This is a genomic window from Ginsengibacter sp. (assembly GCF_057362405.1).
On record NZ_JBMQQG010000110.1, the window covers coordinates 1 to 26,702 of the forward strand.

Genomic DNA, 26,702 nt, shown 5'->3' on the forward strand with positions numbered 1-26,702 from the left:
CGGGGTGGAGGCGGGAGGTCACCTACTGAGGAAGACGCGCATCGTGTCGAGCCTCGTCAGTCTGTATGCCTCCTCCGGTCCGGCCACGGAGGACCCGACTAGGTCTGTGGGCGCCTCGATGAGGCTCGTGCCCGGTTGGACAACATGTGTGGGGGCCGTGACGGGCCCTTGCGACTTCGTGGGACCGCGGAATGGTTATGGTTTTAATGATGTACGATTCTTTTCCATATTACATAAGCCCTTGGTAAAACCAATAAGAGCAATACTAACAGCAACAGGTACACGAAAATTACCTTTCTTGTTTTAAAAGATTTGGACTGAGCGATTTCAAATTCATTTAAATGATCTTTCGTGCTGCTATTGTATAATAATATCACCAACGCTGGTTACAATAATTTCGGAGTTGTTGTTATATAATTTTACAGTGCCGGTTATGCAGATATATTTACCAGAACAGAGCTGCTCAATAGAAGGTTTAAAACTGGCCCGGTCTTTTTTAAATATCACAATGGTTAAAGAGCTCTAAGGAATGCCGCGCCCGGGTCAATGAAACTCCGGCGATCTTCCGGAAGCCCGGGGCAATACGCGGTTAAATTATTATTCGTTTTTCGCAGCTGTTCAGCAACCTGCAGAGATCACGGGCGGATTTGAACCGCCGTAACAGGTTTTGCCGACCTGGACCTGACCGTTCGGCCAAATGACCCATATAAAACCTACCCACGTCCGGTAGATATAGCAACGTGTTGGAATATGAATGAAATAAATTTTAATATTCCAACACGTATTGATGTTTCATTATTAAGAGCCGGTTAGCTTCGTACAATGGAACAGCTGATTTTATTTTGCAGCCTGGGAGCGCATCTATTTTGACTGCAATATTTTCTTCATTGGATAACTATAGATATTCATATTTTGTAGTTGTAGTACGCATATTTAGCGTACCAATACCCTATTTACGTCATGAACGAAGCCGACAATATGATGAGAAAAAGAAAATCTATATTTTAGCCCTAAGAAACCATTTTTAAAATTTAAAGAATAGTACTTATGGATCTCACGAAAGCCATCTTAAACGTGTTGCAGAAGTTGAACAAACCTATTGGAGTTGATGAAATAGCATTTAGAATACGCTCTACCTCTTCTGTGGTAAAAGAGCAGTTAGAAAAATTATCCGAAGCACACCTCGTAAAGAGAGTTGATACCGATTATTCAATAGGGGACAACGTGAAAAATTCCGGGCTGGAATCTATTTATGGTTATTAGTGCCGGATATTGCCAAAATATAACAGTGTAAAATGGAGGAATACATTACTTCGTATTTTGCCGCCTTTATTTCCGCCTGCCTTATTTCGTATTTCCGCATATACTCCAGCGATAAATTCCATAACTATTTTTTTCTTATTGTTGTTGACTGGTTGCTGGTACTTAATTGTATCATATATGGCTGCATCAGCATCGCTTTATTATACCTGTTAAAAGATAATGTAGTTTCCATTCCGGTTAATAATACGCATCTTAATCATTACTTATACCCGGTGGGAATTGGAATAATAACTAAAGGAATTGCTGATGTAAATTTCTTCAACGTAAAAACAGATGGTTTTTCGATTCCTATAGGACTTAAGACCTTTACCCAGCCATTAGATAAATTCTTTGAAGAAAAATTTGACGGGGTATGTTTTGAGAAATCAAAAGTGTATATGGAGGCTTATCTCGTGAGGTACCGGCATGAACTCTTAACGAGCTATTGTAATGATATCGGCCGCTTTAAAGCTGCTATTATTCTAAAATTAAACAGCTTTCACCCGGATAAGAAAAAAACTACTGAATTTGAATCCAGCCTGAATTTTACCAAAGCAATTAGTGTTGATGAAACATTAGTGCTGGTCTTAAGAGAATTTGGTCCCACTATTTTTAATTCAATTTTTCCTTTATAATTCTTCAGCTAACCATTCAGGCAGGCAGGTCTAAAAATCTAAGGGTACTATAAAAACTATTTTTGGATAACTAACTGGTATGACTACCCGAAAATGAAAATAACGCGTAGGTGATTTTCCTGTAACGAAGGATGGGATGTTACCATCAGGGGAATTAATGGGTAATGATTACTTTTTTTGATACAGCTATCGCGTAGCATTTCTTAAAAACAGGGTATCCATGCGGCGTTTGGAATTTTTATACAATGACACTGAAATATTACCCGTTACATTATCGCTTCATGAGCGTATACACAATTTGCAAGCAGGTCACGAAGCATGGTATTTTATTTTTTTCATTTATAAAATTTACATCTTATGGGAACCATAAACAAAGGTATCCTCGGAGGCTTCTCCGGAAAAGTGGGTAACGTAATAGGCGGAAACTGGAAAGGCATAGACTATATGCGCAGCCAGGGCACCCGCCGAAACTTTACCCCATCTGACAAGCAGCTGGCGCAACAGCTTAAGTTCGCTTTAGTCATGGGTTTTTTACAGCCTATGGCAGGTTTACTGAACATCACTTTCCGCGATTTTGCAATCAAAATGACAGGTATGAACAACGCTTTTGCCTACTGCATTAAAAATGCCGTAACGGGTGTGTATCCAACTTTTGCTGTGGATTACTCACTTGTGTTGGTAAGCAGGGGCGACTTGCCCAATGCACTTGCGCCTGCCGTTACCTCGGGTGCAGGAAGTTTAGTTACTTTCAGCTGGACCGATAACAGCGGTGTAGGCATTGCAAAAGCTACTGACCAGGCTGTTCTGGTAGCCTATAGCCCGGCCCTAAAACAGGCTGTTTATACTACCGCGGGCGGAATGCGCAGTGAGCTTACCGGTGAGCTCAACCTGGCGACTTTCTCAGGTCTTTCTGTAGAAACCTATATCGGGTTCATTGCAGCCGATGGCCGCAATATCGCTTCCAGTATTTATACTGGTAATATTACAGTGAGTTAAACCTCAGAAACCGTAATTCGCGGGGGCCGTCGAAAGACGGCCTTTTTTATTACAGATACGGTAAGCATATTGAAAAGCATTTTTTGTATTAAATTGGGCTTTAATCCCGGAACTAAATAATGACGGCTATAATAAATAATAAATCCGTTTTAAATAAGATCAAATCCTTAAGAAAGGAAAAGCATTCCCAGGGCCTTCCTTTTATGATCAATTCTGATGACCTGCCATCCTATCAATGCTATTTGGAGTTTCCCGACGGTACCATCAAAATTGCGGAAGCAAATTCGAAGGAATCAGACTTTATAATAATTGAAGAACTTGATTTTCTAAATGCAGAGTTGATCAAAAGAAACCTGAAATTAGTATAGATTGAAACCGGTTCTTTTCACCGGTAACTGTGGACATGTAAAATCTGCCCACCGGATTTCAGGATTTGTTTTCTTGCCTTTACCGCCAGGCCAATGGCAGTCTCTCCCTATAAGTGCACTTGCTTATAAATCGCTTTTATAAGTTAATTCGCTTATAAATACATAAAAGCCTCATGGAAAATTCAAAATGTGTTAAAGATGGGAAGCAATTGTGTTTGCTATTATCCCGGCCATGATGGCTATCCCGACACTTAAAAAAGTGCCAGTTAAGATGTACTCGCTTAGTTTTTGTTCATCTCTCAGCCTTAAGATTGATTTGGCGGCAACAAGAAACCCGATCGCCGAATACTGACCTAAAAGCACAAAAGACAGGATCATCGTTCTTTCTATATTACCGATAAACCGCCCTGCTTTCAACAGGCTGTCATTGCTTAAGGCGCCAGGTGCAAATTTGTAGAACCTGAATAAAAATTTAATAAACAGGTTCGTCGGACCGAGGCAAATTAAATAAGACAATATGTACACCAGGATTTTGGTATTGTATATCTCGCTTTTGACCACTGCGAGATCCACATAGTTTCCTGCGTTTGTAAATATCCAGACCGCCGCAGTTATAATACCTGTTTGCAGTACCTGGCTGAAGATGTAATAAACATTTTTCTTTTTTGTCTCCAGCAAATAAATAAGCAGGAGCATCAGGACACTGAGACCTGTTGAATACAGGATGAAATGTGATGTTGGAGATAGAATAGCTGAAAACATCAGGAAGATTATGGGTCTCCAGTAATTTCGTTTCCTGAAGCGCCATTCCTGCGATGGTAACGAATTTTGAAGCCGCTGGTTTGGAATGAATATATAATTGGAGAGTATGACAGCGATATATTGGCCAAGCAATAATGTTTCAAATTCTTTCATTCGTGAATTATTTTTTCAAATCGGTTAATGGCTTTTTCTATTCCCGGCCATCCTGCAGCATTAGAATTTTGATTAATGGCTGATTGGCTCACTTTCAGTTTTTTTGCAATGGCTTCTTCAGTGTTACCTTTTAACCTTTCGACGAGTATCTCACTTTGCCTGGCGGTACACTTCGAAATCAAAATATCTATAAGTGACACCAGCACTTCAAATTCGCCCTGCCACTTTTCATCAGGGCTAATGAATATCATCGTACTCTTTATAACGATCCTGTCTTTATTGGCAGTATGTTGCTCATCTATTGCCCTTCCTGCGAGGTAAATGGCTTCCCCGTCCAGTATGCCTTTTGCCCTGTCCACTTTATCCATTTGCCCGATTGCAATTGCCACTCTTATGCCATAGATCCGGAAGTATTTATTGGCGGTTGACCGGTTTGGTTTTCCGGGCGCCGCCACATATGGGCCTGACGTTTTACTTTTTACAAAGCATTTCAAAATTAACGCAATCCGCAAAGACTGGCGGGCATCGGGTATATAGCATTCTACTTGGTCTCCCTTTACAATGCGTCCAAATACGCTAAATTTCTTATCCAGTTCTTTCAAAAGCTTTTGTATCTGCTGCATCAACAGCTCTTTTTCTTCCATGCTCAGGCTGGTAGATGCTATGATATCACCGGATATTATTCCATGGTTCATTGTATCAAATATAAGCATATTTGCTTATATTTGATAATTATAAGCAAAATCACTTATAAATAGCGTGATAATAGTTTTATAAAAATTAATTCAGTTGAATTATCCCTTTTATATTTTGAAAAATAGATACCGGGTTTGCCGGGGAGTTTTTTATCGAGTGGCCGGGTACCGGTAGCCATGGGCATGTAAAAACTTTCGCACCAGCATTTCCGGCTTTGTATTCTTGCTTTTAATGCGGCTCATCCGCCACGGCGGACAAGTTATTATAACTGCGAATTTCTTTACCATGCACATTTGCCATGGCATAAAGTTAACGGTTAAAAAAAGAAGACCGTTGCCCATTTCGGGCCTTGTATTTTTCCAATAATATTTTACATTTGGTAATACAATTTTCGAATTTTAAAATCAGGGTTTATGCCAGGCAATTCATCACCACAATGGAGATTGGAAGCAGAATACCTGCAAAGCTGTAACTGCGATTATGGATGTCCGTGCAACTTTAATGCGCTACCCACCTACGGCAACTGCGAAGCGTTCGTAGCCTACCACGTCCGCAAAGGCCATTTTGATACGATCTCACTGGACGGGGTTGTTTTTGCCTGGGGATTGTGGTGGCCAAAAGCCATTCACATGGGCGATGGAGTGGGCGCCCTGTATGTAAATAACAGCGCCACTGAAGAGCAGGTGAAGGCTATTGAAGCCATCACCAGCGGTAAGCACGGCGGCGGCGTATTCGCAATATTCCCGTCTACTTTTAAAAGCACCCTGCCCACCACGCTGGCAAAGATTGACTTTCATTATCACCCTTACGACGGCTGGTTTACCGTAGAAGGCGCCGGTGAAGCAAAGGCGGAACACATCAGGAATCCCGTAACGGGCAATCCATTTGAAGGTGAGTTATTATTACCCAACGGTATTGTATTTAAACGCGGCACTGTCGGCAGCGTTAACTGGCATTGGCAGGCAAAGGGTTTTTCGCTTAAGCATGAAAAGAAAAATTGCCATTCAAGTATTGCCACTTATGCCAATGAAGGCTGCATAGCCTGATGCAAATGATATTCCCGGATTGATAGATTATAAAAATGGCCCATTGGAAAATCTTCTTAAAAAAGATCGGTTCATTACTATTATTGGTCTTGTAATCATTTCAGCTTTGTCGTGGCTGTACATTATTTATTTATACAGGCAAATGGCAGTGATGAATATGAACGCGGCTTTCTTTGCCATGCCGATGACGCAATATTGGACGATAACCGATTTTGTTTTATTGTTCGTAATGTGGCTGGTGATGATGATTGCCATGATGACGCCTTCGGTTACGCCCCTGATCCTGGTTTTTGCCATGGTAAACCGTAAAAAAAGGGAGGCGCAAAGTCCCTTCGTACACACGGGGTATTTGCTGGCCGGGTATTTTTTAATATGGGCTGGTTTTAGTTTGCTGGCCACGGTGCTGCAATGGGTTCTGCAGCAGGTGTCGCTGTTAAACGCTGAAATGAAAACAAACAGTAAAATACTGGGCGGCACCATCCTGGTAGTTGCAGGAATATTTCAGTTTACGCGATGGAAGAAGGTATGCCTGCATCATTGCAGTACGCCACTTAATTTTATTCACCGCAACTGGAAAGAAGGAAAGATGGGCGCCCTGCAAATGGGCATAAAAAACGGAACCTATTGTCTCGGATGTTGTTGGGTTTTAATGGTGCTGCTCTTTTTTTCGGGTATTATGAATTTGTTATGGATAGCCCTTATTGCCATATTTGTTCTTATTGAAAAAACGGTGCCTCAGCCAAAATGGATTACATCTGTTGCAGGCATTGTATTAATTGTGTATGGGATAATAGTATTGATGTATTAATTATGGGCCTGGTGGAGTAGGGTGAGCTTACATAAGCCCCTAGTATAACCAATAAGAGCAATACTAACAGCAACAGGTACACTAAAATTATCTTTCTTGTTTTAAAGGATTTGGGTACCGGAGTTAATCCATCCATATGCAAACAATAAAGAAATTATAAACAAACTAACGGTCAACCATACTTGCTGTATGCGTTTAGGCGATTTTGCAAGGGATTGCCTGAATTAACTCTTAATGCACGTATTTCTTCATACAGGCCATTATGTTTGCATTGTTTAAGCTAAGTGTGGAAGCAATCTTTATGAATTCGGATTGAAGCAGTTTAATTGCCCTGGCTAATTCATTTGATGGTTCTTCAACTTTACCTGCACATTTAATTGAACTTTTAATAAGCCTGGATTTTAAGTTTTCAAAAACAGTATCCTTACATTTGAGCAACTTAAAAACCGTCATAAAATCAAAGATAGGAAACGCCTATTCTGAGCAGGATAAAACGGGCAATGTGAGATAAAAAGTACTTCCCTCCTCCTCATTACGGGTTGCCCAGATTTTGCCCCCGTGCTGTTTAATAATTTCAGAAGAAACAAATAAACCTATCCCCAGGCCGCTGAATTTGTTTGATTCTTCGTCTACCCTGTAAAAACGTTCGAATATTTTATCTAGCTTATCATGGGGAATTCCAATTCCGAAATCCTGGAAAGACATTATTATTTCACCATTTCTTTTTATTGAATTTACTATGACCTTTTCTTTGCCGGGTGAATATTTGACTGCATTGCCTATAATATTGGTAATGACCTGTTCCAGCCTTAGCGTATCCATTCTTATTGTTGCTGATTCATTTTCTTCTAAAATTATTTCATGGCTTTGGGTAATATGTTGCATTGCGTTAAGAACTTCCGGGAGGAAAAGACCTGTATCAACTTCCGTCCGGGCCAGTGTTAATTTTCCTGCCTGAATCCTCGAGACATCCAATAATTCATTAATAAGAAAATTTAATTTATTTGAATATTGATCAATTTTTAAAAGATATTCCCGCACTGTTTCAGAACATTTCTCTTCATTGAGAGCAGATGCGATATGTGCATAAGCCTTCAAAGTAGTCAATGGTGTTTTTAATTCGTGACTGGCAATGGCAAGGAACTCATTTTTCTTTTCTTCCAACAGCCTGGCCTGTAATAATTCTGCTTCTTTATGTATCAATGCTTCCTCCGTTTTTTTTCGTTCAGTAATGTCCGAAAGGAAAGCAATAAAAACCCATTCGTCCTGCATTCTTACAGTTGAAAGGCTCATATTTATATAAAACTCATGTCCTTCTTTATGTAATGCTGTTAATTCGGTTGTTTTATTAATTAAAGGGCCCACACCGGTTTGTAAAAAATGGAACATTCCATTTTTATGTGCTTCACGGTATTGGTGCGGAATAATTGTTTCTGATAATATTTTGCCAATGGCTTCCCCGGCAGTATATCCAAAAATAGTTTCTGCCTGGGGATTCCACTCTAAAATTTCACCGTTTTCATTAAAAATGATTATTGCGTCAGGACCACTTCTGAAAAAAGTTTTTATTCGTTTCTCACTTTCTTTTATGGTTTTTAAATAAGCGGCCCTGTCAAGTGAGTAACGCATACATCTTTCCAGCTTTTCGGCATTCAATTCTGACTTAACAAGATAATCAGTGGCCCCGCTTTTCATTGCTTCTATATCAATTACCTTATTGCCTTTACCCGTTAATAAAATAATCGGGTCATCACATTGAAGGCTGATGGCTTCTTTGAGCAGCTCAAGACCCGTTTCGTTACCCAACCGGTAATCGACAAAATATAGGTTGTATGCTTTTGACCTGAATTTTTCAAGAGCAGATTGATAATTGTTGCACCAGTCAATTATAAATTTATTGTCATCAATTTCACGCAGGTAATCAGAGATTATAAAATAATCATCCTCATCATCATCAACCACCAAAATCTTTATTTTGTTTGATGTTAGCATAATTTAATTAAGTATCTCCGGGAAAATTAACGTAAAGCGGGTAGAGGAATTTTTGGAAGATGTTGCATAAATAAAGCCATGATGTTTTTCAATAATTTTTTTACATACTGCCAGGCCAAATCCATCGCCCTCATATTCTGACTTACCGTGCAGGCGCACAAATGGCTGGAATATTTTTTCAGAATGTTGCTGATCAAATCCGATGCCGTTATCTGTAATCTCAACTTTATGGTATTTTTTATTGTCGTTTAGGTCAAAAGCTTTTTCGTCCCCCTTAGTTATAATACCAGTAGATATTTGTATTTGCAAAGGAGTGTCTTTTTTTCGAAATTTAATTGCGTTATGAATAATATTTTCAAATAGGCTTTTTAGCTGGGCGGCATTACCTTCAATTGCGGGGAGTGGAGATCTGCTAAAGGTCACATTATTTTCACCAATAGCCAGGTGAATATCTTTTAAAACATTTTGCAATATTTCATTCAAACTACATTTTGTAAAACCAGGTTTTGATTCCGAAGCATAAGAAAAAGACGACAGACTATCAATCATTTTGCGCATGCCGGCCAGCGTTGATTGAATACGCTCAACATACGTGTTAACTTCATCTTCTTTAACTTCTCTGAACTTATAGATTAATCGTTCTACAAAAGTTGATAATTTTCTAAGAGGCGCCTCGAGGTCATGTGAAGCAATCATTATAAAATCTTCATGTTCTTTTTTGTAGTAATTTATCAGGGCACGGGCATTCCGCAATTCCGCCTCCATTTTCTTAATTCTTTCTTCACATAACAATTGTTGTGCGTCCATTTTATTTTAGGTTTGTAGTGTTACAAATGATAAAATAATAATAGTTAATTGTTGGCATGTTAAAAAAATAACAAGCATTCATCAGCAGAAAGAAAGCATGTATTTTACCATATTTTCCAGCCCATCAATTTTAGAAGGTTTTACAAGGTAATCGCTTGCTCCGTATTCTAAACAAATGCTTTTATAGACCGGGGCACCCGAGGTACTCCAGATTATTTTGGGAATGGACCTGAGACGCTCATCACGCGATAATATTTTCAATATTTCAGCACCATTCAATTCAGGCATATTATAATCTAATATAATTAAACACGGGAGATCATGTTCCGAACTTTCAAGGTGTGAAATTACTTTTCGTCCGTTATTAAAAAATTGCAACTGGAGCGATGAATCTGCTTCAAAAAAAACCTCCTGCAGAATTTCCTGGTCGTCAATATCATCTTCGCCCAGAACTATAAATTTAGAGGATGGTTTGTCCGGTAATAATTCGGTTCGTTTTTCCTTCATTAGATTAATTGCCGTACTAAGATATGAATTTAGTTAAGACTTTTCCTAAATCAAAGTTGCTTTAAATCGAAGAAGAAATAAAAATTCCTTTTCAAAAGTGATTTTTTTGTAGGTTTGATATAGTATCAATTTACCTAAGAAATTTCTATGAAAAAGGACACTAACGGTTCTCCAAAGTCTGTTACTTCCCACCTCTTGACAAATGGTAAAGCATCAGAAAGTATGGCTACTGTAAAAAAAGCAAACGGAAAAAGTAAATTAAAAACCGATGCTTTTCAGCCTGAAGAGAAATTCAACAATGTAGAGCTACTGAAGGTATTAAATGATGTAAAGAATGGTGATTTTAGCGTACGTATGCCAATTGACAGGGTAGGTATAAATGGAAAGATATGTGATACGCTGAATGAAATTATTTCACTGAACGAAATATTATTCCGGGAATTAACACTCGCCCGCAATACGATAGGAAAGCAGGGAAAGCTTAGTCACAGGGTCGAATTACCAAGATCTGCAATGGGCTCATGGAGCACAGGTGTTGATTCTATTAATAACCTCATTTCCGATCTGGTTCATCCTACTATCGAAATTGCGCATGTTATAAGTTCTGTTGCAAAAGGAAATCTTTCACAGGAAATGCCGTTGAAAATCGGGGATCACCTATTACAGGGAGAGTTTGGCAGAATTGCCAAAGAGGTAAATGATATGGTGAAACAGCTCAACCTGTTTTCTATGGAGGTAACCCGTGTTGCACGGGAAGTTGGCTCCGAAGGTATCCTGGGTGGGCAGGCAAAAGTGAAAGGCGTTGCCGGTGTTTGGAAAGATCTTACAGATTCGGTGAACCAAATGGCAGGTAACCTTACCGGCCAGGTTCGTAATATCGCTGAAGTAACAACAGCCGTTGCCAAGGGAGACCTGTCTAAAAAAATTACGGTGGATGTACAGGGAGAAATTCTTGAACTCAAAGATACGATCAATACCATGGTGGATCAGTTAAACTCTTTCTCGTCTGAGGTTACGCGGGTAGCACGGGAAGTAGGCACCGATGGAAAGCTGGGCGGACAGGCAGAGGTTAAAGGTGTTGCCGGAACGTGGAAAGATCTTACGGATTCTGTAAACCAGATGGCATCTAACCTTACCGGCCAGGTGCGTAACATTGCCGAGGTAACAACTGCCGTTGCAAGGGGAGACCTGTCCCGCAAAATTACGGTAGACGTAAAAGGAGAAATTCTTGAATTAAAAAATACCATTAACACGATGGTGGATCAATTGAATTCATTTTCAGCTGAGGTAACCCGTGTGGCAAGGGAAGTGGGATCGGAAGGAAAACTTGGAGGACAGGCGACAGTGAAAGGCGTTGGTGGTGTTTGGAAAGATTTAACGGAGTCGGTGAACCAAATGGGGTCAAACCTGACGGCACAGGTTCGTAATATTGCTGATGTAACCACAGCGGTGGCCAAAGGCGATCTGTCAAGAAAAATTACGGTGGATGTACAGGGAGAAATTCTTGAATTAAAAAATACCATCAACACCATGGTGGACCAGTTAAACTCTTTTGCCTCTGAGGTGACAAGGGTTGCCCTGGAAGTAGGTACGGAAGGTAAGCTTGGCGGACAGGCAAAAGTGCAGGGGGTGGGTGGAACATGGAAAGATCTTACCGATTCTGTGAACCAGATGGGTTCCAACCTTACAGCACAGGTGCGAAACATTGCGGAGGTTACAACTGCAGTTGCAAACGGTGACTTGTCAAAAAAGATTACCGTGGATGTTGCCGGAGAGATCTTCGAATTAAAGACGACCATCAATACCATGGTGGACCAACTGAACTCCTTTGCCTCGGAAGTAACCAGGGTGGCGTTGGAAGTGGGTACGGAAGGCAAGTTGGGCGGACAGGCGAAAGTAAAAGGAGTTGGCGGAACATGGAAAGACCTTACAGAATCTGTAAATCAAATGGCATCTAACCTTACGGCCCAGGTGAGAAACATTGCTGAAGTCACCACAGCTGTGGCTAAAGGAGAACTATCCAGGAAGATAACCGTTGACGTGAAAGGAGAGATACTGGAATTAAAAAACACGATTAATACCATGGTGGACCAATTGAACTCTTTTGGTTCAGAGGTTACCCGTGTGGCAAGGGAAGTTGGTTCCGAAGGGCAGCTCGGTGGACAAGCCGATGTTCCCGGAGTGGAAGGCTTGTGGAAAGATCTGACGGATTCCGTAAATAAAATGGCATCAAACCTTACCTCCCAGGTAAGAAATATTGCGGAAGTGACCACGGCTGTTGCCAATGGAGATCTGTCCCGGAAAATAGAAGTGAATGTTAAGGGAGAAATCCTTGAACTAAAAAATACGATCAATACCATGGTGGAACAACTCCGGGCATTTGCATCAGAGGTAACCCGTGTGGCAAGAGAGGTGGGGACAGACGGAAAGTTGGGTGGACAGGCAAATGTTCCCGGTGTGGCCGGAACCTGGAAAGATCTTACGGACTCTGTAAACCAGATGGCGGGTAACCTTACAGCGCAGGTAAGAAATATTGCAGATGTTGCGATCGCTGTTGCCAATGGTGATATGTCAAGAAAAATTACCGTGGACGTTCGTGGAGAAATTTTGCAGCTAAAGGAAACACTTAATACGATGGTGGATCAGTTGCGTGCATTTGCATCGGAAGTAACCCGGGTGGCCAGAGAAGTGGGTACTGACGGAACGCTGGGAGGGCAGGCATTTGTGCCGGGAGTTGCCGGAACCTGGAAAGATCTTACAGACTCGGTTAACCAAATGACCCGTAACCTTACTTCACAGGTGCGCAACATTGCCGAAGTAACAAAAGCCGTTGCCTCCGGTGACCTTTCTAAAAAGGTAACTATCAATGTACAGGGAGAAATTTTTGACCTGAAAAACACGATCAATACAATGGTGGATCAGCTCAACTCCTTCGCTTACGAAGTTACCCGTGTCGCAAGGGAAGTGGGAACGGAAGGTAAGCTGGGAGGCCAATCGGAGGTGCAGGGTGTAGCGGGCACCTGGAAAGACCTTACAGATTCGGTGAACATGATGGCTTCCAACCTTACCAACCAGGTTCGCGGAATCGCAAAAGTGGTTACCGCGGTTGCCACAGGAAACCTGAAACAAAAATTGTCCATTGTATCACAGGGTGAGGTGGCGCAACTAACGGACACCATAAACGAAATGATCGATACGCTGGCTGTGTTTGCCGACCAGGTAACAACGGTCGCCCGTGAGGTAGGTGTGGAAGGACGGTTAGGCGGGCAGGCAAGTGTGCCCGGGGCATCCGGTATCTGGAAAAATCTCACAGAAAACGTTAACCAGCTAGCAGAAAATTTAACTACGCAGGTACGTGCCATCTCAGAAGTGGCTTCGTCCGTTACAAAGGGAGATCTTACCCAGATGATCAGGGTAGAGGCTAAAGGGGAAGTGGAAGAATTGAAAGACACCATCAACCAGATGATCATTAACCTCAAAAAGACCACGCTAAGAAACCAGGAACAGGACTGGCTTAAATCGAACCTCGCCAAGTTTACCCAAATGCTGCAGGGCCAGAAAGACCTGAACACTGTAACCCTGCGCATTCTTTCTGAACTTGCCCAGGTAGTGAAGGCTCAGAAGGGGATGTTTTATATACTGGAGCAAAATGAGAATTCAGAAAATCAAAAGCTGAAATTGTTTGCAGCGTACGCATTTGGTGATGAAGTAAAATCAGCCAAAGAATTTAAATTGGGAGAAGGGCTTGTAGGGCAATGCGCAATGGAAAAAGAAAGAATATTGTTAACCAATGTCCCCAAAAATTATGTAAAGATCAGCTCCGGTTTAGGCAAAGCATCCCCGGTGAATTTAATCGTACTCCCGGTTTTATTTGAAACACAAATTAAAGCAGTCATTGAACTGGCATCGTTCGATACGTTCAGCGAAACGCACCTCGACTTCTTAAGTCAGTTAACAGAAAGTATCGGTATTGTGCTCAATACAATTGAAGCAAACTCAAGAACGGAAGGACTTTTGGAACAATCCCAATCGCTGGCCGAAGAGTTAAGAAGAACGAATGAAGAACTTGAAGACAGGGCTCAGTTAATGATCAAGCAAAAAGAAGAGGTGGAAGCCAAGAACAAGGAAGTGGAAGAAGCAAGAAGATCACTGGAAGATAAAGCAGAGCAATTGCAGTTAACATCTAAATATAAATCGGAATTTCTTGCAAATATGTCGCATGAACTGCGCACGCCATTAAACTCATTATTAATCCTGGCCCAGCAATTATACGAAAATCACGAAGGCAACCTGAATGAAAAGCAAGTGCGTTACGCAAAAACAATTCATAGCTGTGGTGACGACCTTATCCAGCTTATCAACGATATTCTTGATCTTTCCAAGATTGAATCCGGGTATATCTCTACTGATTTTGTAAATTTAAGATTCAGTGCCATCACTGCGTTTGTGGAAACAACCTTTAAGCATGTTTCTGAAAGCAAGAATCTTCGTTTCAATATTGAAATGGATGAAAGATTACCGGGCAGCATGGAAACTGACGCACAGCGTCTTAACCAGATTTTGAAAAACCTGCTTTCGAATTCCTTCAAATTCACTGAAAAAGGAGAAGTGAGATTAAGAATATATGAAGCCGATCATAACTGGAAGCAAGGGAACGAAAGCCTCGATCGTGCCCGCAAAGTAGTTGCGTTTGAAATTAAGGACACTGGTATCGGGATTTCAAAAGACAAGCAGAACATTATTTTTGAAGCCTTTCAACAGGCAGAAGGATCTACCAGCCGTAAATATGGAGGTACAGGACTGGGATTATCTATCAGCCGCGGCCTTGCAGAATTATTAGGCGGTACCATAGAACTTGAAAGCGAAGCCGGGATGGGAAGTGTCTTTACCTTGTTTTTGCCCGTTGATTATAATCCCGGAGTGGCTAAAAAAGAAAAACACACAAGCCTTGGCGAATACCAGTTGGAAGAAGCCATCGGGAAGGTAACCATTCAATCAGTGCCAACAGTTAAGGTCGCTGAAGCGAAAGACCTGAACGCATTGAATGAAATAATTAATGAAATTGGTGATGATAGAAATAATGCGCTCAGCACCGATAAAGTAGTCTTGGTAGTTGAGGATGATGTCAGGTTTGCCACGATCATGATCGAGAAAGCACACGAGTTGGATCTGAAGGTGGTGGTGGCTGCTAACTTTGGCGAAGTGTTTGAACTCGTTAATAAATTCACGCCGATCGCCGTAACGCTCGATGTAAAATTACCCGACGCCAGCGGTTGGAGAATACTCGATCTCTTTAAAAACGATATTAATTTCAGGCATATCCCCGTTCATCTTATTTCAGGTGAAGAAAACCGTTCCCTTGCCATGCAGCGGGGGGCAAGAAGCTTTCATTTAAAGCCTATGAAAACTGAGGCGCTTACTGTTCTCTTTGCAGATATTGTTGAATTCAACAGCCGCAAGCCAAAAAGGGTATTATTAATAGAAGACAATGAACTGGACTCTTCACAAGTCGCCAAAATTTTACATAATGGCGATCTTCTTGAAATTGAAATTATTAATTCAGGAAGGAAAGCGCTGGACCTTATCAAGACTAATTTATATGATTGTTTGATTGTAGATTTTATGCTACCTGATATCTCGGGTCTTGAATTAACTACCGAGATCAATGCTATCAAAAAACTGGAAATGACCCCGGTCATCATTTATTCTGCAAAAGACTTTTCCGAAAAAGAAAGAACAAAGCTGAAAAAATACGCCAACCGCATTTTACTGAAAGATGTGAACTGTCTTGATCTTTTACTCGAAGAAGCCGTTGTTCTTTTGCACATGGATCATAAAGATCTTCTTCCCGAAAAAAGAAAAATGATAGAAAACCTTCGCTCGAAGAAAGATGTGTTAACTAATAAAAATGTATTGGTGGTGGATGCTGATGTTCGTAATCTTTTTGCGCTTACCACGGCGTTTGAACGATTTAACATCAATACCATTACAGCAGAAAGCGGCAAAGAAGCTATGAATATCCTGAGTGAAAATAATGAGATAGATATTGTACTTATGGATATTATGATGCCCGAAATGGATGGTTATGAAACCACACAAAAAATAAGACGGGAGCATAAGAATAGCTCGCTACCCATAATTGCAGTGACCGCAAAAGCAATGAAAGGCGACAGGGAAAAGTGCCTGGAAGCAGGTGCCTCTGATTATATAACCAAGCCTTTAAAAATTGATCAGCTAATGTCGCTAATGAGAGTGTGGTTATATAAAAAATAGAGGGAATGGTTAATACAAAAGACGCCGGAAACAAAGATGGTATTAAAATTTTAGTGGTAGACGATAGGGAAGATAATCTTTTTTCTATCGAAACCTTACTTGAGAAAGACAATTATACCATTGTTAAGGCCAACTCCGGCCGGGCCGCTCTTAAAATTTTATTAAAGGAGCATGATTTTTCTCTTATCCTGATGGACGTTCAAATGCCTGATCTTAATGGCTTTGAAACGGCCACCATCATTTATGAACGGGATAAATTAAAAGAAATTCCTATCATTTTTATCACTGCTCATAACCAGGAAGAAGAATATATTTTTAAAGGATATCGTATGGGCGGTGTTGATTATATTTATAAACCAATCAATTCTGAATTATTACGAGCCAAGGTGGGTGTGTTTGTAGAACTGTACCACAAAAACCAGCAATTGGTAGTACACGAAAAAAAATTATTAAGCGCAAACAAATCCTTACAGAAAGAAATTGAGGAACGTAAAATGTCCGAAGAGAAAATAAAACTTTTAAACAAACAGCTTGTTGCCAACAATGCACATCTGCTGGCTATTAATGAAGAACTGGACCGCTTTGCTTATGTGGCCTCCCATGATCTGCAGGAACCCCTCAGAAAGATCATGGTTTTCAGCGATAAAATATTATCGAAACACGACAATCAGGCAGAAGTGGAAAAGTATCTTAAAAAAATTGTAGGCTCCTCTCAAAGAATGCAATCGCTGATCAACGACCTGCTGCAGTTTTCAAGACAGACAGTACACTCAGATGATTTTGTAAACGCCGATCTTAATAAACTGGTACGGGAAGCCATGCTTGAACTGGAAATAGAAATAGAAAAAAGTAATGCCGTTATAAATATTGATGATTTGCCTGTAATATGTGCGATACCGGCTTTAATTCGACAGCTATTTTATAATTTGATGAACAATGCCATCAAATTCAGGAAAAAAGATGCTGTACCGTGCATTCATATTTCCGCGGAAAAAATAAATCTCGATAATTCCGTTCATTACAGGATCAGTGTTTCCGATAACGGTATTGGATTTGATCCTGCTTTTGCAGAAGATATATTTGTGATCTTTAAAAGACTTCACAGCTACCATGAATATGCAGGTTCAGGCGTTGGATTATCGATTTGTAAAAAAATTGTAGATAAGCACAATGGCATTATCAGGGCTACAGGCAAACCCGGCGGAGGCGCCACATTCATAATAGAATTACCGCAAGATTACCTATCGTCCTGACAGGTCCGTGTTATTTCGGTCAACATGGTAACCGCCCCCCCAGGCAAGAACACCATTTTACGCCGCGAAGATGAAATAAAAGAAACTATCGTTGAATACAGTGCTGAATTTAAGGCAGAATTAGATAGCCGGGTTAACCATTATTTAAAAGTGAGCAAAATAGTTTCGTCCATTGAAATGAATAAAAGACTCCAGGCGTTAAGAAAAAAAGAAAGTAGTTATGTCGTATCAATATTCGTTTGACCCCATTGCTGCTGATGAATATGAAGATGTATTTAATTGGTGTGAGCAAAGAGCATAATTGTTGCTGATAATTTTATCCTTGCTCTTCAGGAAGCCATAACAGCCATATGCGCTAATCCTTACAGGTATCGCAATATCTACAAAAAATTAAGGGAACTTCATTTGAAGAAATATCATTAAAATTTGATTTATTTTATTGATGACAATAGATAACTGATCACAATTATTTCCGTTTATCATCACAAGCGTAATCGTAAAGGCAAATGGGATAAGTCGAAGTTGAAGAAGAAGTAATCATTTAAAATAAGAGCATTATTTTATTCAGGCACCATTCGGTTCATGTTTTGGGAACAACAAAGTTTTTATGTCCGTGCCGAAAACAGCCCTGCCATGGGCAGACGGGCATGTACAAATATTACAGTTTTATATTTTGGCAAAACCGGCAAGCCGGCGGGGCAAGTAATATCGCGTTTGCCGGGGAGTTTTTATCGTGTAGGCGGTACCGGTAGCCATGTGCCTGTAAAATCTTTTGCACCAGCATTTCAGGCATTGCGCCTTTTTTTTGGCTTTAATGGAGGCGATCCCAAAAAACGGGACAAGTTTTTTTACTTCTATCTCCCCTTTGTGCAAATCGGTCATAGTGTAAAGTCACCTAACACAATATTTATAGCCAATTAAGCGTATTGGTTAAGATGATTTCTATACATTCGCTCACTTGGCAACCTTACCAAACTAAATCTGCTACTACAACCATGAAAAGCCTATTCTTATTAATCGTATCCCTATTCTGCGTTACCCTTATTACAAGTTGTAAAAAAAATGATACGCCTGCAGCGCCGCCCGGTGTTCCTGCTATTTCAGGCTTTTCACCCGGGATAATCGGCACCGGTTACCAGTTAACTATCAACGGAAGTAATTTTAGCCCAACTATCATTGATAATATTGTAACCATTAACGGAACACCTTCAGAAGTTGTATCAGCTTCACCAACACAATTGAAGGTAACGGTAAGTGGTACTTCCGGGTCAGGGAAGATTGGTGTAACCGTGGGCGGAAAAACCGCCACTTCTGCCGATAACATCCAGGTAATAAGTTTATATGTAACAACTCTTGCCGGAGATGGAACTGCCGGATCAACAGATGGTCCTGGCCCCTCGGCCAATTTTAACGGTATATGGGGAGTGGTTTGTGACGGTAATGGCAGCCTGTACCTGGCAGACACTTATAGTAACAAAATAAGAAAGATTTCAACAGATGGAACGGTGAGCACCTTTGCCGGCACCGGTGTCCAGGGTAATAATGACGGTGCCGCAAGCAGTGCAACCTTCAGCCTTCCCTTTGGAATAACCATTGATAAAGACGGAAATTTGTATGTTTCTGATTTTGGAATGAATAACATTCGTAAAATTACCCCGGCCGGTATTGTAAGTACCTTGGCAGGGAGTATTTACGGAACTACAGGTTCCGGTGACGGAACAGGAACAGCAGCTACTTTCAACCATCCGGTTGGCATGGCAACAGATGGAAATAATAACATTTATGTGGCCGACGCAGGGAATAATAAGATTCGAAAAATTACCCCCGGGGGAACCGTAACCACATTGGCAGGCAGCGGCGCTTCCGGCGCGGCGGATGCTACAAGTGTGCTCGCAAGCTTTAATCAGCCACTCTCAATTGTGCTCGATGCCAATGCAAACCTTTATGTTTCAGAAGAAGGCAATTATAAAATAAGGAAGATTACTCCGGCTGGCGATGTTACTACGTTTGCAGGCAGTGGCATTTCGGGCTCCGCTGATGGAACGGCAAACACCGCAAGTTTTAATTTCCCGGTTGGGATGATAATAGACCCGGCCGGCGATCTTATTGTAACAGATAACAATAACGGCACTATTAGATTAATAAACCAGGCTGGCATTACAGCTACCCTTGCGGGAAATGGTAATAAAACTTCAATTGATGGCATTGGCTATGGGGCAAGCCTTGATAATCCACTCGGTATAACAATAGATAAGAATGGTGTGATGTATGTGCTGGATAACACATCAAACAAGGTTAGAAGAGTTATTTTACAATAAAATCGAAAAATATGATAAAGTTATATGCTGTTTTTTCCTGTTTGTTTATGTTCAGTATCGGTTGCAGGAAAAAAGAAACTACTCCTAAAGCGGTCGTTCCAACAATGAGTTTTGTTGCTGATGGGCAAAATGTGCAATATTCAGGAGATCCTACCGGCTCTTCAGAGTTTATAGGTATAGGACTTTATAACTATGGAGGAAGTGCTACAAGTACTAATTATGCAATTTCCGGCGGCGTAAGCAACACAAATTATATGATTTTAGGCTTGCTGGGGTCGCATCCACTAACAAAAGACAATGCCAGCAATGCAACTTTTACTAATTTTAACTTTGTACGGAATGGCGAAAATTATACCTGCACTGGTAATTGTCAATTTACCCTTACCGTCTCAGCAGATAATCTATTGAGTGGAACATTTAGCGGCGCATTTTATTCAACAAGCAATGTAGAACTTACTGTGAATAATGGAATTTTTCAAAATGTTGCGAATACGCAGTAACAATTTGTTTGATAAATGTTTACCATAGTCACGAGTTCCAACAGTCTTTATTGGCAACGAGGTCTAAAAAATAATATCGTTTATCCTTACGCGTAAAATACAACGGGAACAATTAATTACAGCGCTTACCGCTAAGCGTAAGTCTTGATTTATATTTTTTAATTTAACCAAAATTATTATGAAATACCTCTGTACCTTGTTGCTGCTTCATTTTTGTTTAGGAGGCTTTGGCCAAACCTCAACAACATTTTATTTTGACAGGAATATGAACGTGGTTCCACAGGGGGATGCTACTATCTCCGGAACCGGCGAATGGAAAGACAGCCTGTATGCCGTAACCTGTCATTACATTAAAGGTAACCAACCTGCAGGTGTTTTTCATTATACAGATGCTACGCTCAGCAAACGGCAGGGGCCGTGCCAATTTGATGGTGAATATGAAGGAATCCAAACGAAGGGTATGTATAGTAATGGAGATAGGGACGGCTTGTGGCTTACAAGGTATGGTGACGGGCGGCTGGATGACTCAACATTTTTTGACAAAGGCACTGCCATAACCAGTGTGCGCTATTATTACTACCCCGGTAAGCAACTGGAGCTGGAAACGGAAGATGACGTAATAGATCGAAAATTCTATGCGCTGGGCTATACTAAGAAGGGCCAGTTATTTTCGGTTGACAGTACAACGGAAGACTATACCAATGTATCCTTCGCGGAAGACACGGTGGCACAGTTTCCGGGTGGCCCAGCCGCATGGTCGCGTTACATACAAAGACAAATAATGGCACAGATAGACCACCTTACCGAAAAAGATTATGGCACCGTGCTGCTGCGATTTATAATAGATACTTCAGGAAATATATCAAACGTAAGGGCCCTCACCATGGGTGGCTCCCTGCTGGCCAGCATCGGCATCCAGGCTGTGCAAAAAGGTCCGGCATGGATACCGGCACGGCAAAAAGGAAGAAATGTGAAAGTTTTCAGGATACAACCGGTCACACTTACCAGCCCTGATGAGTAACCAGGTCAACGGGTAAGATAACGGAGAAAGGTACCAGAAAATATTATTGTTTAACAAACTGCTGCGTGCTTTTCTGTTTACCGTTTTGAAAGGAAATAGAATACACACCGGCTGGCAAATCCGCTGTACTAATGGTAGCCTCCGCAGTTCCGGCCAGCAGTTGTATTTGCTTAATAACAGTTCCTTTTGCATCCGTAATCAATATTTCTGTTGAACCGGCTACACCGCTCAGCCTGATAAATAATTTATCTTTTACCGGGTTGGGAAAAACCAGGATGGTATTATTCGCAGGCGCAGCAATGACTATTATTTTGCTATAGGTAAACCTGTTATCAGCGTCCACCATTTTTAACCGGTAATAGTTAATTCCGTTCAATGAAGACCTATCCATGTATTGGTAAGTATTTGTCTGCGCATTGCCCGATGCAGTAATATTTGTTAACGGGGTAAACGATATTTGGTTAACACTCTTTTCTATAGTAAAATATTTGGTATTGATTTCTCTTTCGGTGCTCCAGCTAAGGTTAACCGCTTTATCGCTGTACCTGCCGGTAAAGTCAAGCAGGGTAACAGGAAGAAGGGCGTTATAAAAAGTAATAGTTCCTCCATAAGGATTGCTAAGGCCCGCACAAGCAGAATCAGTTACGGAATTATGGTCAACTAAAGTTCCACCTACCGCCATATTGGCTACTACACCCGCCACATCTCGTCGCAGGAACAAGCCACCTCCCTGGGCAATATCCACGTTACCTGTGCACACAAATTTGTAGAGAATGGTATCGTCGGGATCCAGTTCCAGCTGGCCGCCTTGTATTCTTGTGGCACCAGATACGTATAAAGAACTATCGCAGGTAACCTTTGCGCAGCTGGTCTTGTTGATAATTAGGGTATCAATGGGAAAACCGCCATTCCACCAGATATTGCTGTTGGTGCTTCCGAAAAATTCCAGTTTAAAGTGACAAAAATCCTGCACGCAATTATTAATGAAAGCGCTGCCTCTATAATTTTTGATACCGGCTACATTAAAAACCTTCACGCCGTTAACCAACACGGGTATCGGGTTATTATAGGCATCATCGGAAAATCCAGAGATATTGCCTGAAATTTTCAGGTCACCGCTTATTCCTATTGATGAACTAATTTCCCCCATAGAAAGATTGCCGTTGATAATATTGGGCAGCGGGTAGGCAGGGTCTTCCTGCAAAAAACTAAAGTCACTGGGGATGCCGCTCGCTACCCCAACATTTCCGTTTAGCTGCGAACCCGAAGTAGTGAATCCCAGGACGGCAAATGTGAGAACAGTATCCTTCGCAGAAACAAAATTTGAATTTTTCCCGATAAAGAATGTCAAATAAACATTATTACCGTTATTGGTAATGGTACTGTTTGTAAGTGTAGCTATGGAACTATCACCTATTGTAAAATAATTGGTTTCAATGTTGCTGCTATCAATAAAAATATGGGCACCTGCGCCGCCGCCGAAAGTATTACCCCCCAGTTTACTGCCCACCAGCCTTAGCCGGGCACCAGAATCCCATCCAATGCTGGTCCAACTGGCATGCGAAAATAAAACACCATAAGTGCTGTGTAGTATCTGCAGGTCTGTAATGGCCGGGTTGCCGCCGTGCAGTTGAATATGACCGTGCAGCATATTAGAGCCGGAATCAATTATTAAAAAACCGCCGTTGGAAGTATATACGTTTACCGTTGGCGCTGCATCAACTAGCGTAGTGTTATCGAAAGATATTTGGGTATTACTTATATGCATACTTCTGCACCTGCCTGGGCCGTTGGGGCCGTCTCCGCCTATATTAAAATCAGTGTTGGGAGGGGTGTCATCTTCGGTCCCAAAATTAACAGAGGAAATGCCGGACATCGAAGAACTGATCACGACGTCATCGTCTGCGGTGGGCACTCTTTGAATGGGCGTTTGACCGGAAGGTGTATTAATTTGTATCCAGCTAAGCGGATTGTCCCAGCCCGTAGGGTTCTTGTACAATAATGTGACTCCCTGTGCGTGAAGTAAAATATATACATTCAGGCATAGAATGGTGACGAATAGCCGTTTCATAATAAGACTGTTTTAAGATAATAGTTTTGGTACTGACAAGGATATTAAACAGGGATTGCTACAATTGAGGTAATGGTTTCTAAATATACAAATAATCGGCAACAGGAAGAAGCGACTGGAGAAAGTTTTTATTCCGCGAGGTAACTACCTGGAAAATTCTTTAACTGAACAATATAGAAATCGCCCATGAAGCCGTGAGTTGTAAAGTATGACAAGTAGTTGGGTAAAAAATTTCCAGGGTAATCATTTATCGTATAGGCGGTACCGGTAGCTAAGTGCATGTAAGAATTTTGGCACCAGCATTTCAGTGCTTTGTATTCTTGCCTTTAATGCGGGGCATGTTGTAGCTTCTTGTTTCTTTGGCTTGCACGTTGGCCATAATATAAAGTTAAAGGAGATAAATATTTATCTTTATTGCATGATTGACAACAAAAATATCCTTTCAATTTTACAGGAAGCTAAACCCGCATTGCAAAAAAGCTATGGTTTTACATCTCTTGCATTATTTGGATCTTATAGTCGCAACACTGCTGTTGCCGGCAAGAGTGACATAGATGTAATGGTAGAATTTGAAGAACCGATTGGTATCCGGTTTATTGACCTTGCCGATGAACTTGAACACATTCTTAAACAAAAAGTAGACCTTGTATCGCGTAAAGCAATAAAACCGAAATATTTTAAGGTTATTGAACCAGATTTGATCTATGTCTGAAAGAGAGATAAAAAATTTATTGGAAGATATTTATGATGCAATACAAAAGGTCATCAGCTATACAAAAGGCATGGCTTTTGATGATTTTATGCAGGATGATAAAACTGTGGATGCTGTGGTAAGAAATTTCGAAATTATTGGTGAGGCAGCTAACAGAGTCCCTGGTGATTTTAAAACCGAACATCCTGAAATAGAGTGGCGTAGAATCATAGGTTTTCGCAACCGTATTATCCATGAGTATTTTGGTATTGATCATGAAAATCTCTGGAGAATAAAAAATGAGAATATTCCTGCCCTTTTGAATTTATGGAACAAATTCTTGAGGATTTAAAAGACGAATCTTCTGAATAGTTTTGTTTTATCTACAATTTTGTCATCTATTTTATTCAGCCACCATTCAGTTCTTGTTTTGGGCACGACAAAGTATTTACAGTCTTGCCTGCTGAAGGCGGTTTTTATGTCCCTGCAAAAGCAACCTTGCCAACCGGTAGGCACGCATGTATAAATATTACATTCCTTTATTTTGGTAAAATAATACCAGGTTTGCCGGAGTTTTTTATCGTGTAGGCGGTACCGGTAGCCACTGGCATGCGAAAATTTTCGCACCGGCATTTCAGGCTTTGTGTTCCTGGTTTTGTGTGGCTCATCCCGAAGAATCGCAACAAGTTATTATAGCTGTTGATTTCTTTGCTTTGCACATCTGCCACAGTACTGAGTTATACAAGCAATTAATTAAATGGTTGCGTTTTAGGTGCGATCTAATGTAGGGAGTTTAAAATATTTGTTCGTGCGGTATGCATGTCAGATAAATAGCTAAATTGCCTGCAAAGTCACCATTAATGGAAGTACATCATCATCCCCATATAGGGCATAAGCACTTTAAAGAATATTTCCTTGAATTCCTGATGATATTCCTGGCCGTTACTATGGGCTTCATCGCAGAAAACGTCCGGGAGCATTTTACCGATCGCTCAAAGGAAGGCGAATACATCCGCAGCTTTATTAGCGACCTGGAAACGGATACAATGCGGCTGGCCTATGTAATCAGGTTCGATCACCAGCAGTTAAAAGGTATAGACAGTTTTTTATTGCTGGCTCATGCGCCCATGACGGATAATAACAACCGGGAACGATTTTACCACCTCTTTATCAAATACTTTTATAGGTCAGCATCTTTTAAAAGCAGTGATGCCACACTGCAGCAATTAAAGAACACAGGCGACTACCGGCTCATAGTAAAAGACCATGCCAGTGATAGTCTTGCCGAATATGATGCGGAAATCAACAGCATTTACGCACAGGGTGCCTATTATGAATCCTACTTCAAAGAAATTGTCAGCCGGCTGGATGAACTTGCGGACATGACCGTTTTCGGGGACACAACCTATTACATGCCGGGAGGGAAATACACAGGTAAGCCACTGCCGTCGTTAAATGACTCGGACAGGTTGCGGGTGCTCTTTAATAAGGCTTTTGACTTTAGCATTATTACCAAGGCCTATACAGAAAATTACCTGGTACCGGAGCTGTACAGTGCCACGCAGCTGATTGCATTTTTGAAAAAGGAATATGATATAAAGTGATTCGACGGTAGGGCCAGGGCTTGCAAGATCTTCTTCTCCTTATGACGTGAGTATAGACCCTTCGAACAATTTATTTGTCGGTGAATCTTTTGATAACACGATCAGGAAAGTAACACCGGCAGCGGTAGTTACTACTTTTAAAGCACTGGTCCTAATGCAAATCTAAAGGACACGAATTATGGTTTAAAGATTTTTATTTTTCAACAATTCGATAATAGATCCGTTAGCTTCGGCTAACAATTTTTATTTTTTTATATAAAAGACAAACCGGCTTTTGCCCTTGCTAAAAAATTTCCCTTCTTCGGACAGTCATTTACCTCTTTCGTCCTGAAACGATCTTTTTCATTTAAAATCATAATAAGTTTACTACACTGCTACCATTGACCACACCAAAAAGTTACAGAGAGTCTGAAGACTGTACAGCGTAAGCGTAAATCAAAAAAATAAGGGGAATGAAATATAAAAAAAAGATTCGTATATTTATGAACTACCTTATAAAATCTAAAGGCTTACTTCCGGTTCTGTTCCCCCGAGCACTTACTATCATCTTAAAAAATAAATGCAATGTATAGGCAATCTACGATGCAAGCAGTGTTGTTTGTTCTCCTTTTATCGTCCTGTGGCCTTTATGCCCAATCGCCAGGTGGGATAGGGCGTCAATCGCTTTGGCTAAAAGGAAATTTTTTGTCCGATTCGGTTCACACATCCACCCTGAATTTTAATCCTGCGACGGATATGAACGGGATCAGTAAGCAGTTCAAAATGCCCGGCACTATCGAAGGTATGAGAAGGGTAACGATCTTTACGGTTTACCAGAATCCCGGCCCGGACCAGGATAAACCGGTGTGGCAAATAAATGGTGGTTTTGGTGATCTTTCACTTTCCACCCGGCAGGTGGC

At 41.0% G+C, this 26,702-nt stretch carries 26 protein-coding genes and 1 tRNA gene; 17 read left to right on the plus strand and 10 right to left on the minus strand.

The window, feature by feature from the left end:
- Positions 1–632: 632 nt before the first annotated feature.
- Positions 633–703, minus strand: a tRNA-Cys gene (locus ACO1O5_RS09335).
- A 344-nt stretch (positions 704–1,047) separates the two neighbouring features.
- Here ACO1O5_RS09335 and ACO1O5_RS09340 point away from each other — a divergent pair.
- The 4 genes from ACO1O5_RS09340 to ACO1O5_RS09355 all read left to right on the plus strand — a co-directional run bounded on the left by ACO1O5_RS09340 (position 1,048) and on the right by ACO1O5_RS09355 (position 3,301).
- Positions 1,048–1,263, plus strand: coding sequence for a hypothetical protein (locus ACO1O5_RS09340; protein ID WP_486269581.1), 216 nt, complete (start codon positions 1,048–1,050; stop codon positions 1,261–1,263).
- Between the two features lie 32 nt (positions 1,264–1,295).
- Positions 1,296–1,937, plus strand: a complete 642-nt coding sequence (locus tag ACO1O5_RS09345; RefSeq protein ID WP_486269582.1) for a hypothetical protein — start codon at positions 1,296–1,298, stop codon at positions 1,935–1,937.
- Between the two features lie 357 nt (positions 1,938–2,294).
- The gene (locus tag ACO1O5_RS09350) at positions 2,295–2,933 is read left to right on the plus strand and encodes a DUF6266 family protein (protein WP_486269583.1); all 639 of its coding nucleotides are present in this window, start codon (positions 2,295–2,297) and stop codon (positions 2,931–2,933) included.
- Between the two features lie 119 nt (positions 2,934–3,052).
- Entirely contained in the window at positions 3,053–3,301 is a 249-nt protein-coding gene (locus ACO1O5_RS09355; protein WP_486269584.1) for a hypothetical protein, read from the plus strand.
- A gap of 192 nt (positions 3,302–3,493) precedes the next feature.
- Here the strand turns inward: ACO1O5_RS09355 and ACO1O5_RS09360 are convergent, their stop codons facing one another.
- The 3 genes from ACO1O5_RS09360 to ACO1O5_RS09370 form a co-directional block, all read right to left on the minus strand.
- Positions 3,494–4,216 carry a hypothetical protein gene (locus ACO1O5_RS09360; RefSeq protein ID WP_486269585.1) on the minus strand — a complete coding sequence of 241 codons (723 nt, stop codon included), beginning with the start codon at positions 4,214–4,216 and terminating at the stop codon, positions 3,494–3,496.
- Positions 4,213–4,911 (minus strand): hypothetical protein, encoded by a 699-nt coding sequence (locus ACO1O5_RS09365; protein ID WP_486269586.1) that lies wholly within the window; start codon positions 4,909–4,911, stop codon positions 4,213–4,215. The genes ACO1O5_RS09360 and ACO1O5_RS09365 overlap by 4 nt, the downstream gene beginning before the upstream one ends.
- 150 nt (positions 4,912–5,061) lie before the next feature.
- On the minus strand, positions 5,062–5,253 hold the full coding sequence (locus ACO1O5_RS09370; RefSeq protein ID WP_486269587.1) for a hypothetical protein: 192 nt from the start codon (positions 5,251–5,253) through the stop codon (positions 5,062–5,064).
- A 72-nt stretch (positions 5,254–5,325) separates the two neighbouring features.
- On the opposite strand from ACO1O5_RS09370, the gene ACO1O5_RS09375 reads away from it, so the two are divergent.
- Together ACO1O5_RS09375 and ACO1O5_RS09380 are read left to right on the plus strand one after the other, a co-directional pair.
- Complete coding sequence (locus tag ACO1O5_RS09375) at positions 5,326–5,958, plus strand: DUF1326 domain-containing protein (RefSeq protein WP_486269588.1); 633 nt, start codon at positions 5,326–5,328, stop codon at positions 5,956–5,958.
- A 43-nt stretch (positions 5,959–6,001) separates the two neighbouring features.
- Positions 6,002–6,766, plus strand: a complete 765-nt coding sequence (locus ACO1O5_RS09380) for a DUF2182 domain-containing protein (protein ID WP_486269589.1) — start codon at positions 6,002–6,004, stop codon at positions 6,764–6,766.
- Between the two features lie 474 nt (positions 6,767–7,240).
- Here the strand turns inward: ACO1O5_RS09380 and ACO1O5_RS09385 are convergent, their stop codons facing one another.
- The 3 genes from ACO1O5_RS09385 to ACO1O5_RS09395 form a co-directional block, all read right to left on the minus strand.
- Positions 7,241–8,758 carry a PAS domain-containing sensor histidine kinase gene (locus ACO1O5_RS09385; RefSeq protein WP_486269590.1) on the minus strand — a complete coding sequence of 506 codons (1,518 nt, stop codon included), beginning with the start codon at positions 8,756–8,758 and terminating at the stop codon, positions 7,241–7,243.
- A gap of 3 nt (positions 8,759–8,761) precedes the next feature.
- Positions 8,762–9,565 (minus strand): sensor histidine kinase, encoded by an 804-nt coding sequence (locus ACO1O5_RS09390; RefSeq protein WP_486269591.1) that lies wholly within the window; start codon positions 9,563–9,565, stop codon positions 8,762–8,764.
- Positions 9,566–9,646: 81 nt separating this feature from the next.
- Complete coding sequence (locus ACO1O5_RS09395) at positions 9,647–10,072, minus strand: response regulator (protein ID WP_486269592.1); 426 nt, start codon at positions 10,070–10,072, stop codon at positions 9,647–9,649.
- A 147-nt stretch (positions 10,073–10,219) separates the two neighbouring features.
- On the opposite strand from ACO1O5_RS09395, the gene ACO1O5_RS09400 reads away from it, so the two are divergent.
- The 7 genes from ACO1O5_RS09400 (at position 10,220) to ACO1O5_RS09430 (ending at position 21,437) form a co-directional block, all read left to right on the plus strand.
- Positions 10,220–16,345, plus strand: a complete 6,126-nt coding sequence (locus ACO1O5_RS09400) for a hybrid sensor histidine kinase/response regulator (RefSeq protein WP_486269593.1) — start codon at positions 10,220–10,222, stop codon at positions 16,343–16,345.
- Between the two features lie 5 nt (positions 16,346–16,350).
- Positions 16,351–17,598: a sensor histidine kinase gene (locus ACO1O5_RS09405; RefSeq protein WP_486269594.1), complete on the plus strand. Its 1,248-nt coding sequence runs from the start codon at positions 16,351–16,353 to the stop codon at positions 17,596–17,598.
- Between the two features lie 24 nt (positions 17,599–17,622).
- On the plus strand, positions 17,623–17,841 hold the full coding sequence (locus ACO1O5_RS09410; RefSeq protein WP_486269595.1) for a hypothetical protein: 219 nt from the start codon (positions 17,623–17,625) through the stop codon (positions 17,839–17,841).
- Between the two features lie 390 nt (positions 17,842–18,231).
- Positions 18,232–18,519, plus strand: a complete 288-nt coding sequence (locus ACO1O5_RS09415) for a hypothetical protein (protein WP_486269596.1) — start codon at positions 18,232–18,234, stop codon at positions 18,517–18,519.
- 74 nt (positions 18,520–18,593) lie between these two features.
- Complete coding sequence (locus tag ACO1O5_RS09420; RefSeq protein WP_486269597.1) at positions 18,594–19,916, plus strand: IPT/TIG domain-containing protein; 1,323 nt, start codon at positions 18,594–18,596, stop codon at positions 19,914–19,916.
- Positions 19,917–19,927: 11 nt separating this feature from the next.
- Complete coding sequence (locus tag ACO1O5_RS09425; protein WP_486269598.1) at positions 19,928–20,416, plus strand: hypothetical protein; 489 nt, start codon at positions 19,928–19,930, stop codon at positions 20,414–20,416.
- A gap of 178 nt (positions 20,417–20,594) precedes the next feature.
- The gene (locus tag ACO1O5_RS09430; RefSeq protein WP_486269599.1) at positions 20,595–21,437 is read left to right on the plus strand and encodes an energy transducer TonB; all 843 of its coding nucleotides are present in this window, start codon (positions 20,595–20,597) and stop codon (positions 21,435–21,437) included.
- Between the two features lie 43 nt (positions 21,438–21,480).
- Here the strand turns inward: ACO1O5_RS09430 and ACO1O5_RS09435 are convergent, their stop codons facing one another.
- Both ACO1O5_RS09435 and ACO1O5_RS09440 read right to left on the minus strand, forming a co-directional pair.
- The gene (locus tag ACO1O5_RS09435; RefSeq protein WP_486269600.1) at positions 21,481–23,508 is read right to left on the minus strand and encodes a T9SS type A sorting domain-containing protein; all 2,028 of its coding nucleotides are present in this window, start codon (positions 23,506–23,508) and stop codon (positions 21,481–21,483) included.
- A 128-nt stretch (positions 23,509–23,636) separates the two neighbouring features.
- Positions 23,637–23,789: a hypothetical protein gene (locus tag ACO1O5_RS09440; RefSeq protein ID WP_486269601.1), complete on the minus strand. Its 153-nt coding sequence runs from the start codon at positions 23,787–23,789 to the stop codon at positions 23,637–23,639.
- A 137-nt stretch (positions 23,790–23,926) separates the two neighbouring features.
- Here ACO1O5_RS09440 and ACO1O5_RS09445 point away from each other — a divergent pair, with 137 nt between their 5' ends.
- Together ACO1O5_RS09445 and ACO1O5_RS09450 are read left to right on the plus strand one after the other, a co-directional pair.
- Positions 23,927–24,220 (plus strand): nucleotidyltransferase family protein, encoded by a 294-nt coding sequence (locus ACO1O5_RS09445; protein ID WP_486269602.1) that lies wholly within the window; start codon positions 23,927–23,929, stop codon positions 24,218–24,220.
- Positions 24,213–24,551 (plus strand): HepT-like ribonuclease domain-containing protein, encoded by a 339-nt coding sequence (locus ACO1O5_RS09450; protein WP_486269603.1) that lies wholly within the window; start codon positions 24,213–24,215, stop codon positions 24,549–24,551. The genes ACO1O5_RS09445 and ACO1O5_RS09450 overlap by 8 nt, the downstream gene beginning before the upstream one ends.
- Here the strand turns inward: ACO1O5_RS09450 and ACO1O5_RS09455 are convergent.
- Positions 24,548–24,832, minus strand: coding sequence for a hypothetical protein (locus tag ACO1O5_RS09455; RefSeq protein WP_486269604.1), 285 nt, complete (start codon positions 24,830–24,832; stop codon positions 24,548–24,550). The genes ACO1O5_RS09450 and ACO1O5_RS09455 overlap by 4 nt on opposite strands.
- Before the next feature lie 206 nt (positions 24,833–25,038).
- On the opposite strand from ACO1O5_RS09455, the gene ACO1O5_RS09460 reads away from it, so the two are divergent.
- Both ACO1O5_RS09460 and ACO1O5_RS09465 read left to right on the plus strand, forming a co-directional pair.
- Positions 25,039–25,803, plus strand: coding sequence for a hypothetical protein (locus tag ACO1O5_RS09460; protein WP_486269605.1), 765 nt, complete (start codon positions 25,039–25,041; stop codon positions 25,801–25,803).
- A 564-nt stretch (positions 25,804–26,367) separates the two neighbouring features.
- Positions 26,368–26,702 (plus strand): hypothetical protein (locus tag ACO1O5_RS09465; RefSeq protein WP_486269606.1); only part of this gene is annotated, 335 nt, incomplete at its 3' end.